Raw genomic sequence first — 15,728 nt, 5'->3', positions numbered from 1 at the left:
TAACCCGCCCACTGACTTAAATGCTCTTACTTTCACGCAAATCATAGATGACTGCGCTGGTAAATGGCATTAGGCCGTTAGCTGTGTTTTTAACTGTTGTAACTTGCCGCGCATCGAATCATCAATGATTTTGTCACCGACTTTGATGGTAGCGCCTGCCAATAGACTTGGATCGACCGACTCATGAATCACCACACTAGCATTTAATGATGCAGCAAGGCGCGTTTGAAGCATTTCACGCTGAGCGTCAGTCAATGGATAGGCAGAGGTCACGTAAGCATCAAGCTGCTTTAAGCTTATTGCCTTGTGGCGGCGATAATGCTCATAAACTTCAGGAAGCAGCGCTAGACGCTCTTGCTGCGCCAACTGCTTAATAAAATTATTGAGCGCTGGTGACACTTTAGGATAGCTAATACTATTACCATAACGAGAGCCTTTGCTCTCGCCTAGTAGCTGTTTAAAAACAGAGTCGCTATCACCAGCCACTTGTGAGTCATAAAGATCAACCAAAGCAGCTGACTTATGCTCAGCCGTAACGGCTGGATTTTCTAGCCATGTACGGAACGCTTTGTCATTGACAATTGCACTGGCGACAAACAAGAAATTTTCCCACTCGTTTACGGCCCCGTTTTCGTTGGCATAGTCAAACGCGGCTTTAGCGTAGGGTCGTGCTAAGGTTGATAAGTCAGCCATTATATCCTCACAGTTACAGCTTTGCCGCCAGTTGGTCTAACATACTGGCATGTTTTTGCACATCGACTTTGTCTTGCAAAATCTTTTCTGCACCAAGTACAGCCAGTTCAGCAACTTGGGCACGTAATGATTCACGCGCTTGATTGATTTCTTGGTCGATAGACGCTTGCGCTTGTTGACGAATGCGCTCGCCTTCCACTTGGGCCTGCATTTTTGCATCTTCGACAAGCTGGTTGGCACTCTTGTTCGCTTGCTCGATTAAAGCAGCAGCTTTGGTCTTTGCAAGATCAAGCTCCTGCTGGACGTCTTGCTCAGCGGTCGCCAGATCTGCTTTTGCTTTTTCTGCGGCATTCAGGCCTTCAGCAATTTTACGCTGACGCTCATTGATGGCACCAATAAGTGGTGGCCACACGAATTTCATGCAGAACATCACAAAGATTGCAAAAGCAATGGCTTGACCGATGAGGGTAGAATTGATATTCACGTGATCACCTCTTTGTTAATGAAAAATCAGTTTCATTGATCATATTTGATAGCCAAACTTTGGCTATGGTTAAGATACAAACTTTGACTACCAAACATTTACAACTGAGCTTTCTGATTAACCTGCTAGAGGGTTAGCGAACAACAATAGCATAGCAATACCAACACCGATCATCGGAATAGCATCAAGAAGACCTGCTACGATGAACATACGAGTTTGCAGCTGTGAACCAAGTTCTGGCTGACGCGCAACGCCTTCTAGGAATTTACCACCTAGAATAGCAAAACCAATACCTGTACCTAGTGCACCTAAACCGATAAGTAGTGCTACTGCGATAACTGTGTAACCACCTAATACTGGATCCATGGATGTATCCTCATTTACCTATTGAATGTCTAATTAATGTTCAGTTGATGATGCAAGTGACATATAAACTATCGTCAGCATCATAAATACGAACGCTTGAAGTGTAATAATTAAGATGTGGAAAATAGCCCACGGTACTGATAACGCCCATTGAATCCAAAACGGCATTAGAGCAATCAGTATGAAAATCAACTCACCAGCATACATGTTACCGAATAGACGCAGACCTAAAGAGATAGGTTTCGCTATCAAAGTAACAAACTCTAAGATAAAGTTGATGGGTATTAAAATAATTTGTACGATAGGGTTTTTGGCACTAAACGGATGCAGTGTTAGCTCGCCAACAAAGCCGCCTAAACCTTTTTCTTTGATACTATAAAACAGAATCAGTATAAAGACAGAAAAAGACATGCCAAGCGTAATATTAGGATCCGTCGTTGGAACGATCTTAAAGAACACATGATGTGGATCATGTCCCATCATTGCGCCGATTTGGCCAGCAATCATAGGAATAAAATCGACGGGTAGTAAATCCATCAAGTTCATTAAGAATATCCATACAAAGATAGTCAACGCCAAAGGCGCAATCAGCTTTGAGGTACCACTATACGAATCACGAACGTTGTTATCAACGAACTCAACGATCATCTCAACCGCGGCCTGAGTTTTACCCGGCACGCCTGAAGTGACTTTTCTAGCGACCATCCAGAAGATGGCGCAGAAAACAATGCCTAGACCAATTGACCAAAGCATAGAATCAAGGTGGATGGCTTTAAAGCCCATTGCACTAGCTTCTTCAGCAGTATAGGCAACTTTCCAGCCTTCGCCCGGCAGATAGCCGTACGTCCAGTTCGTTAAGTGGTGAGAGATATAGTCTGTTGTTGTTTGCTCGCCTGCCATAATGTCAGCTTCTTATTAATCAACGATTTAATCAACTACCAAAAATATGGTTGTCATCTGATGAGGTTTTAATGATCCTATTTGACCTGCTAGCAAGCCGATGAACCATGCTAAAGCGCTCATGTAATCAATAACATCCAACCCATAGTTCTATTACTAGTGCGCAATTTGATAACTTAAGATAAATTTTAGCTATCAAAAAAGGGCTTATGATGATTCAGTAATAGCCCTTGTATATGTACGCGAAATTATTATATCTGTGTTTACTTACTGCCGCGTTTCCACGATCGACGCTTAATACAGCGTTCATAAGCAAAATATTTAGCTGCCTATATTAATGCAGCGTTGTATTCGTGTAAAGTCAATTATGACTTTTTTATGCACTGTATGAATAAGTTAGCTACTATTAACGTTTACTAACATAGCTTTGCGTGATTAATTAAATTGTAAGAATTTAATTAGAGGCAATACTGATAGCTAATAATTGGCTATCGACTCCATTATCACACGCTATACTCATTTAAACGCTCATATCACAGTCTTTATAATCATTGGCGCTGTCTTTAGACAGTTTTGTATGTTTTGACTTTCTTATGAAATCAGTCATAGAGAAGCTGGACGGCAGGGTGACTTGCCTAGCACTATTAAGCACTCAACTATTGATATAGTCATCGTCTATTAATGCTAGCGTATATGCCACAACATCCAACTGTGACTAATTTGCATTACCATAAAACCGATAAACAGCGCAGGCGCAGATAGGGGTTGTACGGTAATAAAAATTAGTGCGAAACCAAACACAGTCAATAGCCATTTGGCCATTTGACCTCGATATAGCTGGCTAACAATATGTTGGCGCGCGCGATATCCAGTGTACCAAAAGATAAAAAAAGCAAATACAGCTTGGGTTGCAAAACTGAGTAGCGCACCAATAGCGGCGCTTTTTGCGACAGTAAGCTCACTATGTAGCCAACTGGTATCTAAAGCCCAAGTAATAATAATAAGGATAAATAATATCCACGCTTGGCGTTTGATATAGATGCCAATTTTATCTTTTTGTGTGCGTTTGGCAGGCTTGGTCATCGGTAATGCAATCCTATAGCCTTACAGCATTGGGATAAGGTGGCAATATAACATCGTCGCGACACTTTTATCCGTGAACGGCTCACTCTACAGGTGTTACCTTTTAACCAAAATAAAACGCCACTTATTATAAGAGGCATACCACCGTTAAGCAAGAAAAATATACCTTTTATCAGTGACCTAGCTGAATCACTCATAGACGTCATAGTTACTGACCAATGGATAACACCCAAAGTATTACTACATAATGGCTTCTCAAGCGTTGCAAGCCACTATGGTTAATCAGTTATCCTACGATATACATTGATAGATTTGCTGTGCCATCGTCTGCCAACCACTCACAAAGTCTTTACTATTGCTCATATCTTCAGGTTGCACAGTGGTTTTTACAGGCTGTAACTTAGCGAGTAGACCTTTGGCTGGTTGACTTGGGCTAACCAGACACATTTGCTCGGCTGGACGCTTCTCATTTAGCCAGCGTATTTGGCTTGCTCGTGGTGCTAGATGGTGATCAGTGCTTAAACTGCCAACAAGCTTTAGGTTTGTGCTGGATTCGATGTATTGATAAGCATCATGATAGGCCCAATAAGGCTGGGTTTGCTGCTTGCCTTTAGCTTGTTTTACGAAAGATGCCACTCCCCTATCCATTCGCTGAGCAAATTTTTGTGCATTGGCGTGATAAAGTGCTTTATATTGCGGATTAGCATGGCTATGAATCACGGCAAGGGCACGAGTCATGGCTTTGGCATTTTCAGGATCTAACCATATATGTGGATCCAAGGTGCCAGCAATAGGCTTGCCTTGGACGTCACGTAGCGGATGACGATTAAAGGCATCAAATTCAAATAAGGCAATCGCATTGGGTGCGGTATTAAGGCTTGCCGCCAAGTTATTTTCTAATGGCTCACCAAACCACACGACAAATTTACTGTCCTGAATGGCTTTAATATCGCCTGGGCTGATACTGCCATGATGACCTACCTCCCCTGCTTGCAATAACTGCTTGGCAGGCGGTGAACCTTCAGTCACTGCTTGACTCAATAAAAACAGTGGGTAGTTACTCACGCTGACTGTTGCCGCTTGTGCACTCACAGTAAAGACGCCTAATGCAACTATGCCCGTAATGAGCCATCGCTGTAGTATAATAGTTGAGCTTAAAAAATATTTGAAAACTGAGTTCATAATAGATTCTTTAATGTATGAAAGATAAAATATAAGTGGAAACATTTAGACGTTATCGCCGTTGTATCTAAGTGATCATCAAGGTATCAATAAATAAGCCAAGATCACTTATCTGCTCTTATTTTTAGTATGTTATACTATAACATAGTAGATTACTATAATAACAGTGCCATTTTTTTTGTAGGAGCTTGCACCATGTCCACCAGTTTATCAGTCTGCGAACATTTACATGATGTGCAGGACTTTACGCCGCATGACGTGACCGAGCGCCTAATGGCAGCAAAAGAACAATGTCGCCTGAACGGTGCACGCTTTACCCCATTGCGCCAGCAAATATATCAATTGGTATTGGCAGCCAATAAACCTATCGGTGCATATGATTTGATCACGCAATTACAGCAAATGCGCTTATCAGAGCCTGATAACAATGATGACAGCAGCGAAGCGCTTAGCTCGCAACAGCACCCAACGAAAGCGGCATCTAAAGAAATTAGCTCTAAAAAACAAATGCCAAAAAATGTCGCGCCACCCACTGTCTATCGCAGTCTGGAGTTTCTATTGAGTGAAGGCTTGATACATCAATTGACCTCTATCAATGCTTATGTGCCCTGCTGTCACCCACGCGCCCAGCATACCGCAGCATTTTTGATCTGTGGTCAATGTCAGCGTGTACAAGAATGTAGCAGTGTACCCGTACAGGAAATGATGAGTTTTGCTGAGCAAGATGTTGGCTTTATCGTGGAACGCAGTGTGATTGAGCTGAGTGGTCGTTGCCAAGCGTGCCAGTAACACACCCTAACCACTGAAGCCTAAGTCATTGTCCTCCGTTTTTTATTTGTATTACTCATTCACTTATTGGTTGCCATACTATGAGCCTGTCTACCTCACCGTCTAATCAACCGAACTTTTCCACTGTTGATAGTAATACCATTAACACTGCGAGTAAACTGCTGAGCCTAAGCGATGTCAGCTACGACATTGGGCATCAACGCTTACTCTCACATATTGATATCGACATTGCGGTTAATGAAACAGTCAGTCTTATTGGACCCAATGGCGCTGGTAAGTCAACGTTGGTCAAACTTATTTTGGGATTGATTGAGCCAACCAAAGGGCACATTAACTCTCATCAGCAGTTACAGCTTGGCTATGTGCCGCAGCGCTTTGCTGTACCGCCGATATTGCCATTACGAGTCTGCGATTTATTGGCACAAGCGGATAAAAGGCGCTTAACGTCTGAGCAGCGTCAATTTATCTTTGATAACTTGTCATTGACGCACTTATTATCGCGACAAATGCTGCACCTGTCGGGTGGTGAGACACAAAGGGTCTTGCTCGCGCGAGCACTGTTAGACAAACCTAACTTATTGATTTTAGATGAGCCGATGCAAGGACTGGACCCTGATACTGAGGTTTGGCTCTATCAGTTTATTGATGAGCTGCCGGAGTTTTTGCGTTGTGCCATGCTGGTGGTATCGCATGATCTGCATTGGGTCATGAAAGGCAGTCGACGCGTGATTTGTCTTAATAAGCATATTTGCTGTGAGGGACAACCAAGCGAGCTTGCCATTAGTAGTGAGTTTCAAAAGCTATTTGGGCATCATTATGAGCAGCCTTATGTGCATCAACCACATGCCTGTGAGCATCACGCCCCAAGCGAACTATAATCATTAAGGCGCGTTGAACATTCACAAATATAAAATATATTGAAGCTTGATACATCAAACACATATCGAGCGTTGAGCTTTATAAAAACTTTTACGGATATTCATTATGACTGCTTGGTTAGCCATCATTGCCCCCGCTTGGATCGCTGGCAGTATTTTAGCGTTACTATCAGCGCCTTTAGGTTGCTTAGTCTTGTGGCGACGCATGGCTTTTTTTGCTGATGCTTTAGCACATGGTACCTTGCTTGGCGTGGCTTTAGCAGTATGGTGGCAATTACCTATGGGCATTGGCATTGCCTTGGTCAGCGTCATGGTAGTGCTAGGGCTGGTATTAATCGATGATGAGCGCCTGCCTGTCGATGCGGTTTTGGCCGTCGTGGCAGTGTCATTGTTATGCTTAGGCTTATTGGCTTTGACTCAGTTGACTGACCAACAAGCAAACGTACTGGGGTTTTTGTTTGGTAATTTGCTAGAGCTTGATTGGGCAGACTTACCCTTACTTGCTGGTAGTGTGCTGGTAGGGCTCGGTCTACTTATGTATATATGGCCTGCACAAATTAAGCTTGCCACTCATGAAGCACTGGCGCGTATTCAAGGTGTTAATCCGACACGCCAGCGGCTGTTCTTTATGGGCGTATTGGCGGGATTTTGTGCGATTGCCCTGCAAGCGGTTGGTAGTTTACTAATCAGCGGTTTATTGGTATTACCAGCATTGACGGCACGTTTATGGTCATCATCGCCAAAACAAATGGTCGTTATATCGCTACTGATCGCACAGCTTGGCGTGACGCTAGGCGTTTGGGGAAGCATCTGGCTAGATATTCAGACAGGACTTGCTATCGTATTAATATTAGCCATTTTATTTTTTATCGCGCTGATTTTCTCAAAGCTCAGCACTGCAAAAATTTGGTCAGCGCGCCGCTAGACACATTATAGTACACATAAAGTCGCTGGTTTTTTATCCTCTTATCCAACTTTATTTCATCAATATGATAGAGCTTTCATTTACTTTATGTTATAAACTTGCCCTAATACCATCGACATACTAGCGGCGTCAAGCCAAAAAACATATTGGTCAGACCAAAGTTTATTAGTCTACTCGATGCAGGACATCTATTTATCTATCATTCGTTTTAACAGCATCACTTATTTCGATTCGATGAGGGACTGACCTAATGCTAAGCTATCCTGTTAATAACATTAGCACACCAGATGAACAGGTAAACATACTACAAATCACAGATTTGCATTTATCAACGCCTGTTTCTTCTAGTGTTGATGGCGATACTAACAATAGCGAAGCCTCTGTCTGTCAGCAGTGCTTTGAAACAGTACTACAGCAAGCTTTGAGTAGCGACATTCGCTGCGATTTGATTATCGTGACTGGCGACTTAGTCAATGAAGTCAAACCCGCTATTTACGATCATATTTTTGAGGTATTGCAAGCGACCCATATTCCTTTTGCTTGTATCGCAGGCAATCATGATGTAACGGATGAGATAGGCAGTGACTTACCATTCTTTGAGCGCGAACTGATTGCTCAACCTGCCGACCCGCGCTTGCTAAGCCGGCATGTCATTGAGACTGAACGTTGGCAGCTGTTGTTATTAGACTCATCCATCACGGGTAAAGTCGCGGGCGAGATAACGCCTACCGATATTGACTGGTTGTGCGAGAGACTCGATGCTTGTGATAAGCCTGCGCTGATTGCTCTACATCATCATGTCATTCCCGTAGACTCTGACTGGATTGACAAGCATATGGCGGAGAATAGTGAAGCCTTTTGGCAGCATCTGTTAGGATTTGACCATCTCAAGGTCATTATCAGTGGTCATACGCACCAAGAGCAGGTTCGCCATCGTCAAGGAGTCACGGTCTATAGTACGCCATCTACTTGCTACCAGTTCAAGCCTTATGAGAATGATTTTTCCTATGATAAAAGCGTCACGCCCGGTTACCGTTGGTTGCAATTAGCCAACAATGGAAAGGTTGCAAGCTGGGTAGAAAGACTGGATACTTGACGCCCAGATTTATTGGCACCCATACTGATGTGAGCCTTTATATTTCAAGCTATTGACTGATATTTCTGAGTTCAGAATACAATGGCTGGCACGGTAAAAACGACATGATGATGAAAAATGACTTCATTATTGTCAGAAACAATGATACAACGTATAAAACGAAATGAGGACTGCCTAGTATCTGGTATTAGGTAGAATTATAATAGCTAGGATGGCTAAATCGATCACAGCTAAGTCTTCACAGTCAGTGATTTGTCGCATTATTAAGACAACGCTATTTAAATAAAAATATGCATAACCATATACCTGACCATTGATAGATTGCTTTAAGCATATCAAGATAACTGTACTATTAGATCCGCTGTGTTACTTGTGTTACCAAGTGGTAAAACGTTTTATAAAGGGACAAATTATAGCGTTTATGACATTGATAGCGTCTTGTCTTTTGATACGTCGTTTTATTGAATTAATTTGAAAAAAGTAGGATACCCATATGAGCACCCTGACCACGAATCCAAGTGAAGCTAAGTTTACTCCTTATGTGCCTGCCAAAGACGAAGAGTACATGTCTGATGCGCAGTTAGAGCACTTTAAGGCTATATTATTGGATTGGAAGAGCCAACTGATTGGCGAAGCGGATCGCACCAAGACTTATATCCAAGACGAGTCCAGTGCTATGCCAGATATCAATGATCGTGCCACCCAAGAAGAAGAGTTTGCCCTCGCATTGCGTACGCGTGACCGTGAACGTAAGCTCATTCGCAAAATTGATAAATCTATGTCAGAAATTGAAAATGATGATTATGGATTTTGTGAAACTTGTGGCGTAGAGATTGGTTTGCGTCGTCTCGAAGCACGCCCAACAGCTACCCAATGTATCGATTGTAAAACACTGTCTGAGATTAAAGAACGCCAAAATCAAGGCGCTTAAAAGAGTTACGACTCATCTCAATAGTAGAATGTAAGCATAAGCGACCAAAATATGGTCGCTTATTGCGTTTTAGCTGGCTGGTTTTTAGTCAATAAATCATGGCTGATACAGAGCTTTAAGCTTGCTTATATTGATTTGCTAACAAAACAGACTCATTTCACAAATATCTTTTTACGGATATATTTATTATTCTATCTTCTACCTTTTTTACCGATAATTTCCTACTTTGAAAACTAACCTTATTCCTATGCCCACTCCAATCATACCAGTACAGCCGATTGGTCGTTTTGCTCCCTCACCGACTGGTGAACTGCATCTTGGCTCATTGACGACCGCGCTTGCCAGCTTTTGCCATATAAAATCCATTGGTGGTAAATGGCTACTGCGTATTGAAGACACTGATACCGAACGCTGTGATCAGCAATTTACTGAGCAAATTTTGATTGATTTGGAAGCGCTTGGATTGTACTGGGACGGTGATATCATTTATCAATCTGAGCGTATTGATATTTATAATGATTATCTACACTCAGCCCTGCATCCGCTCACTTATGGCTGTCAGTGCTCGCGTAAAGATTTGGAGCAATACTGGGCGCAAGAAGAGCTGAGCCCATCTTATGATGCTAACCCATTGCAACCAAACAGGAAGCGCTATCCACGCTGCTGTGTCAGCGCTGACCTTGATAGAGAGCAACATAAGCTACGCATACAGCTACCGAATTATAAAGTTGGTTTTAACGACGGTATTCAAGGATTGCAGTGGGATAATCCTCAGCAGACATTGGGTGATATGGTGGTGCGTCGCCAAGATGGTATGATCAATTATATTTTGGCTGCCAGCCTTGATGATGGACTGCAACAGGTGACACATATTATGCGCGGTCTAGATATCCTACCCATGACGACAGCGCAAATCAGCATCATGGATGCCGCACGCTTACCTGCCATCGATCACTGGTATCACTTGCCACTGATATGTCATGCTGATGGACAAAAACTCTCCAAGCAAAACCTAGCACAACCCATTGATACAAAAGATCCAAGTAAACTTATCGCCGATGCTTTACAACTATTACAGCAACCAGCCGTCGATAGAGACACACCTACTCGTATGTTAAAGCAAGCCATTGCTCAATGGGACAGTACGCCGCTACAAGGCAAGCAACAGTTAAATATACCCAATGAATAAGAATCAGCTAGCAAAAAGCGCCACTAATTAGCGACGCTTCTTTGGATAATGCCAGTCATGATGCATTGAGCCTATAACTAATGCTCAATCTATCAATAATAACGGCATTGGCTTTTTTCGATTTCAGGGCTTTCTTTATAAATTTTTAGCAATAATGCAACCATCACCAAACTAATCAACATCGAAGAGCCGCCATAACTGAAGAATGGCATGGTCAATCCTTTGGTTGGAATCGCGCCCATATTCATCGCTGCATTGATAATTGTCTGCGCTATGAACACCACACCGATACCAAAGGCGGTATAACTCATACGCATCTGCCGACGTTTGAGCGCGTTATAACTGATACGCATCGCGCTACCGATAATCAGCGCTTCGAGCACCAGTACCATAGTAACCCCAACAAAGCCTAACTCTTCACCTGTAATGGCTAATAGAAAATCAGTATGTGCCTCAGGCAAATGCGACAGTTTTTGTACGCTCTCACCATAACCAACGCCTGTAAATTGTCCACGACCAAAGGCAATCAAACTGCGTGCCAGCTGATAATCCGTGTCTTGCACATCATCAAACGGATCCATAAATGACATCACACGTACCAATCGGTACTGCGCTGTCGTCACCATCAAGACCGCACCACCAATGGCTGCCGCGCCCAGTGCTAAAAAGTGCTTGTAAGGCGCACCAGCGATATAGAAAATCGCAAAGATGGTACCTAAAATAACGACAAAAGAACCAAAATCTGGCTGTGACAATAGCAGCATGGTGATGAGTGCCACCACCAACATAATCCGCAAAAAACCGTCTAAGCCGTTACGAACTTCAAAAGAGCGACGCACCACAAAATCAGAGACAAAGACAATCATCACCAACTTGGCTAACTCTGCCACCTGAAAATTAAATACCCCTAGGTTCAGCCAACGCTTGGAGCCGTTAATAGGCGTACTAAATAGGGTTGCCACTAGCAGCATGCCAGTGATACCCAATAAGATAAATTGGGTTTCAGTCTTATATAGTGTTCGCAAAGACACGCTGTAATAAGAAACCGTAGCGACCGTCAAACCGATCATCATATACAGCAGCTGGTTTTTGAAAAAGTGCAGCTCTGTCATGCCGCGACTGAGCGCAAAAGGAATAGAAGCAGAAGCCACCATCAATAAACTGAGCACCAACATACAGCCAACACTCGATAGGAGAATGGCGCGTGCTGACGGCATAGAAAGAATACCATCTGAGCCAGATACTTGCTTCGATTGGGACGAGGAACGAAAAAGAGAAGAGAGCGCCATAATTTTATATACACTAACGAACGAAAAAACACGGCGTCTATTAAACGCCACCGTTTAAAAAATAGAAAATAGACAGTACCAGACAGATTACTAAGCAAATAAGCTGACCATTCATGTTGCTGACTGGCTATGATTGACAGTAGCAGCAATCTATAAGCAAAACAATCATTTATACAGAAAATGCGCGCGCGTCGTAAAATTCAATTCAGGGCAATCCTATTGCATTGCCCTTATTCTTTATTAAATACTGAGTTCTTTATTAAATGCTGAGATTCGCTAAGCACTTATCATGCAAATGCTTAAATCATCAAACCTTTTATTCCGTAACCATCATATCTGACGACTCAGTTGCTAATTGACCAACCAACTGACTGAAATGCTCACCGCGAGCCGCGTAGCCACTATATTGATCAAAGCTGGCACAAGCAGGTGACAATAGCACCGCTTGCACTTGCGATAGACTGCTTGTCGTGACTTGTTGAATGGTTGTAAAGGCATTTTCTAAAGTTTGGCATTGATGTAACGCAACATCGGCGCTTATCTTAGCTGCGCGCAGATGCTGTTCAATCAGGGGCGCATCTTCACCAATAAACAGTACTTGGCTAACATACTGATTGATAAACGGCGTCAATTCACCAAACTGTTGACCCTTACCTTGTCCACCCAAAATCAATAGTAGTTTACCGTCCTTTGGTGCGTAGACTGCGCCCAGCCCTTCGATAGCTGCCATCGTTGAGCCTATATTGGTGCCTTTTGAATCATTGAAATAATCAATGTCTGCAGCATTTGCCACATACTGGCAACGATGCTCAAGTCCAGTAAATTGCTGTAAGGTATTCAACATACTGCCCAATGGCAAACCAGCAAGTTCGCCTAACGCCAAGGCTGCCTGTGCATTGAGCAGATTATGACGACCTTTAATCAACAGTTTATCTGCCGACAGTAGTTTTTCTGTACCGTGGGCAAGATAAATCTGACCTTCAGGAGTAGTAATAAGACCATATTGACCTTTATCAGGAGCATGTATACCGGTACTCACTCTGGGCAAATTATCAGCCACGAGCGGACGCGTCAATGCGTCTTCGCGATTGATTACCACGGATTTAGCACCCTGAAAGATACGATGCTTGGCTTGATGGTAGCCCAGCATATCACCGTGGCGATCTAGATGGTCAGGTGACATATTCAGAACCGTCGCCACTTGCGCGCCCAAATTGGTCACCGTCTCTAACTGAAAGCTCGACAGCTCAAGTACCGCCAGTTCCATATCAGTATTATCAAGCAAGGTCAGCGCTGGCACGCCAATATTACCGCCGACACCAACATCGACACCAGCATCCGCGGCCATTTGCCCGACCAAGGTGGTCACGGTGCTCTTGGCATTAGAGCCAGTAATTGCCACTATCGGTACGGTACAAGCCTCACAAAATAGCTGAATATCGCTGACCACTGGAATATTCGCTTTGCGAGCAGCGGCGACGGCTTCGGTAGCAAGAGAGATACCGGGGCTTATAACAATACGTGCCGCTTGCTGCAAGAGCTCGGCGTCAATCGCACCAAATTGGCGAATACTAATCTCAGCGGGTAGTTGATCTGCTAAGCTAGGTGTCACCTGAGCATCAGTGACAGCAACCTGATAGCCTTGATTGGCCAAATAGCGCGCAACTGATAATCCAGATTGTCCCAAACCGACCACGACTTGTAGACCACTGCCTTTGTGAAGTAAGGCATCTGTTGCAGTGTTGGTGGTCATATTTATTCCTTCTGTTGGACGAGCAAAATGGCATCAAACAAACCTATATATAAAGAAGCAAAATGATGCCGTCAAGATGAGACGCATCATAACGGTATCGTTCAGATTTCGGTACTGGTTTTTTATGACGATGTGCTATTATGCGCCTGTTTTTATATTAAGTGGCTAATGCTATAATAGTTGCCTTAATCTATAAGTGACTGGGTATTTACCCAAGCATTTTAGTTTAGCATGTTGTCACAGTTAGCACGCTATTGTCACTTCTGTTTGGCAAAGTTACTACTATAGATTGGTCATGTCGAGCGGCTATTTTTATTTGATAGATTATTTATTACCCTCTACCGCAGCATATCATTGCTGACGCTATTCGTTATTGTAGGTGCTCTTATAAACGCCCTGCTTTAAGCACCTTATTTTAACTATTTTTTTTAGGTAGTCTCACTGAATTTATCATCGTATCAATTATTGGTGAGCGTATTAGCGATACCAGTAAGTAAATCAGTAGACCTACTTATTACTGACCTTTAATAATTCAATACTGCAATATGACACAGCACATGTTGCCGTAAAAGAAAGATGAATAGCTACTTTTATAGCGATGCGATCATTTTATGAATGAGTAATGATTACTTTTTTTGCCTCTAACCCTATGCAGTTTACTTATGACATCTTTTATTGATAACTTACGTAACGAGTGGTTTTCCAATGTTCGCGGCGACGTTTTATCCGGTTTGGTTGTTGCACTAGCGCTGATTCCTGAAGCCATTGCCTTTTCTATTATCGCGGGTGTTGATCCAAAAGTCGGCTTGTATGCCTCATTTTGTATCGCGGTCGTGATCAGTTTCGTCGGTGGTCGTCCAGGCATGATTTCGGCAGCAACTGGGGCGATGGCACTGGTGATGGTTGACTTAGTCGCCGAGCATGGTTTGCAGTATTTGCTAGCTGCCACCTTATTGTGCGGTGGGATTCAGATTGTAATGGGTATCCTAAAGCTTGGCAATTTGATGCGCTTTGTGTCGCGCTCGGTAGTCATTGGCTTCGTCAATGCGCTCGCGATATTGATCTTTGCCGCCCAGCTGCCTGAGCTTAACCCAATGACTGAACGCGTTGGCATGACGGTTTATATCATGACAGCGGCGGGCTTAGCGATTATCTACTTGTTTCCGCTGATTCCTAAAATCGGTCGCGTGATTCCGTCACCGCTGATCTGTATCGTTGGTTTGACTGCTGTTGCCATGTATATGAATCTTGATATTCGTAATGTCGGCAGTATGGGCGATTTGCCTGACTCATTACCGATGTTCTTATTACCTGACATTCCATTGAACCTAAATACTTTACTGATCATCGCGCCTTACTCTATCGCACTTGCCATCGTTGGTTTATTAGAATCGATGATGACAGCGACTATCGTCGATGATTTGACAGATACGCCAAGCGATAAAAACCGCGAGTGTCGCGGTCAAGGGATTGCCAACGTCGTATCAGGTTTCTTCGGTGGCATGGCAGGCTGTGCCATGATTGGTCAATCTATGATCAACGTCAAATCTGGCGGACGTACGCGGCTGTCCACTTTGATGGCAGGTATCGTACTGCTCATTATGGTAGTGTTCTTAAGTGAATGGGTCAGTCAAATTCCAATGGCGGCACTGGTCGCTGTGATGATTATGGTCTCTATTGGTACTTTTAACTGGCAGTCTATTCGCGAATTTAAAACGCATCCGATGTCATTTAATATTGTCATGCTAGCGACTGTTTTGACCACAGTATTTACGCACAACCTAGCTTATGGCGTGGGCGTGGGTGTGCTGCTATCGGCGCTGGCGTTTGCCAATAAAATTGGTCAATTCTTAACGGTATTTAGTGAGTATGATGAGAGTACTAATACCCGTTATTATTATGTGCAAGGACAAGTATTCTTTGCTTCTACGACCCAGTTCTTAAACAGCTTCGATACCAAAGAAGCTTTGGACAGTATTCAAATTGATGTCAGTCAAGCGCATTTTTGGGATGTCAGTGCCGTAGACACCTTGGACAAACTGGTCATGCGCTTGCAACGTGAGGGCATTGATGTCAAAGTGGTGGGACTCAATAATGCGAGCCGAACCCTGATTGATCGCTTCTCTATCCACGATCGCCGAGATATTGGCTTATTGGATTAAACAAAGCC

Annotated in this window: 15 protein-coding genes; 7 read left to right on the top strand and 8 right to left on the bottom strand. The window is 43.3% G+C overall.

Annotation, left to right across the window (positions count from 1 at the left end; all coding sequences use genetic code 11):
• Window positions 1-69: 69 nt before the first annotated feature.
• From JMX82_RS11370 to JMX82_RS11345, 6 genes are all read right to left on the bottom strand, one after another.
• Window positions 70-693, bottom strand: coding sequence for a F0F1 ATP synthase subunit delta (locus tag JMX82_RS11370; RefSeq protein ID WP_201540624.1), 624 nt, complete (start codon window positions 691-693; stop codon window positions 70-72).
• Window positions 694-706: 13 nt separating this feature from the next.
• Complete coding sequence (locus JMX82_RS11365; RefSeq protein WP_045452424.1) at window positions 707-1,177, bottom strand: F0F1 ATP synthase subunit B; 471 nt, start codon at window positions 1,175-1,177, stop codon at window positions 707-709.
• 117 nt (window positions 1,178-1,294) lie between these two features.
• Window positions 1,295-1,543 (bottom strand): F0F1 ATP synthase subunit C, encoded by a 249-nt coding sequence (gene atpE / locus JMX82_RS11360; protein ID WP_010197960.1) that lies wholly within the window; start codon window positions 1,541-1,543, stop codon window positions 1,295-1,297.
• 33 nt (window positions 1,544-1,576) lie between these two features.
• Window positions 1,577-2,443: a F0F1 ATP synthase subunit A gene (gene atpB / locus JMX82_RS11355; RefSeq protein WP_055125357.1), complete on the bottom strand. Its 867-nt coding sequence runs from the start codon at window positions 2,441-2,443 to the stop codon at window positions 1,577-1,579.
• Between the two features lie 684 nt (window positions 2,444-3,127).
• Complete coding sequence (locus JMX82_RS11350) at window positions 3,128-3,526, bottom strand: ATP synthase subunit I (protein ID WP_201540623.1); 399 nt, start codon at window positions 3,524-3,526, stop codon at window positions 3,128-3,130.
• A gap of 291 nt (window positions 3,527-3,817) precedes the next feature.
• The gene (locus JMX82_RS11345; RefSeq protein ID WP_227676692.1) at window positions 3,818-4,618 is read right to left on the bottom strand and encodes a metal ABC transporter solute-binding protein, Zn/Mn family; all 801 of its coding nucleotides are present in this window, start codon (window positions 4,616-4,618) and stop codon (window positions 3,818-3,820) included.
• 285 nt (window positions 4,619-4,903) lie between these two features.
• Here JMX82_RS11345 and JMX82_RS11340 point away from each other — a divergent pair, with 285 nt between their 5' ends.
• The 6 genes from JMX82_RS11340 (at window position 4,904) to gluQRS (ending at window position 10,516) form a co-directional block, all read left to right on the top strand.
• The gene (locus JMX82_RS11340) at window positions 4,904-5,497 is read left to right on the top strand and encodes a Fur family transcriptional regulator (RefSeq protein ID WP_201540621.1); all 594 of its coding nucleotides are present in this window, start codon (window positions 4,904-4,906) and stop codon (window positions 5,495-5,497) included.
• 80 nt (window positions 5,498-5,577) lie between these two features.
• Window positions 5,578-6,375 (top strand): metal ABC transporter ATP-binding protein, encoded by a 798-nt coding sequence (locus JMX82_RS11335; RefSeq protein WP_060491976.1) that lies wholly within the window; start codon window positions 5,578-5,580, stop codon window positions 6,373-6,375.
• A 106-nt stretch (window positions 6,376-6,481) separates the two neighbouring features.
• Window positions 6,482-7,300, top strand: a complete 819-nt coding sequence (locus JMX82_RS11330; RefSeq protein WP_055125361.1) for a metal ABC transporter permease — start codon at window positions 6,482-6,484, stop codon at window positions 7,298-7,300.
• A gap of 250 nt (window positions 7,301-7,550) precedes the next feature.
• Window positions 7,551-8,396 carry a metallophosphoesterase gene (locus JMX82_RS11325; RefSeq protein ID WP_201540620.1) on the top strand — a complete coding sequence of 282 codons (846 nt, stop codon included), beginning with the start codon at window positions 7,551-7,553 and terminating at the stop codon, window positions 8,394-8,396.
• A gap of 493 nt (window positions 8,397-8,889) precedes the next feature.
• Complete coding sequence (gene dksA, locus JMX82_RS11320; protein ID WP_045445865.1) at window positions 8,890-9,327, top strand: RNA polymerase-binding protein DksA; 438 nt, start codon at window positions 8,890-8,892, stop codon at window positions 9,325-9,327.
• A gap of 247 nt (window positions 9,328-9,574) precedes the next feature.
• Entirely contained in the window at window positions 9,575-10,516 is a 942-nt protein-coding gene (gene gluQRS / locus JMX82_RS11315) for a tRNA glutamyl-Q(34) synthetase GluQRS (protein ID WP_201540619.1), read from the top strand.
• A gap of 92 nt (window positions 10,517-10,608) precedes the next feature.
• Here the strand turns inward: gluQRS and ftsW are convergent, their stop codons facing one another.
• Both ftsW and murD read right to left on the bottom strand, forming a co-directional pair.
• Window positions 10,609-11,805, bottom strand: coding sequence for a putative lipid II flippase FtsW (gene ftsW, locus JMX82_RS11310; protein WP_227676688.1), 1,197 nt, complete (start codon window positions 11,803-11,805; stop codon window positions 10,609-10,611).
• 316 nt (window positions 11,806-12,121) lie between these two features.
• Entirely contained in the window at window positions 12,122-13,558 is a 1,437-nt protein-coding gene (gene murD, locus JMX82_RS11305) for a UDP-N-acetylmuramoyl-L-alanine--D-glutamate ligase (protein ID WP_201540618.1), read from the bottom strand.
• Between the two features lie 662 nt (window positions 13,559-14,220).
• Here murD and JMX82_RS11300 point away from each other — a divergent pair.
• Window positions 14,221-15,720, top strand: coding sequence for a SulP family inorganic anion transporter (locus JMX82_RS11300; RefSeq protein WP_201540617.1), 1,500 nt, complete (start codon window positions 14,221-14,223; stop codon window positions 15,718-15,720).
• Window positions 15,721-15,728: the final 8 nt, after the last annotated feature.

The sequence above is a fragment of the Psychrobacter sp. 1044 genome (genome assembly GCF_904846525.1).
In the GTDB taxonomy this organism is placed as follows: Bacteria; Pseudomonadota; Gammaproteobacteria; order Pseudomonadales; family Moraxellaceae; genus Psychrobacter.
This window is presented reverse-complemented; position numbering and strand designations above follow the sequence as displayed.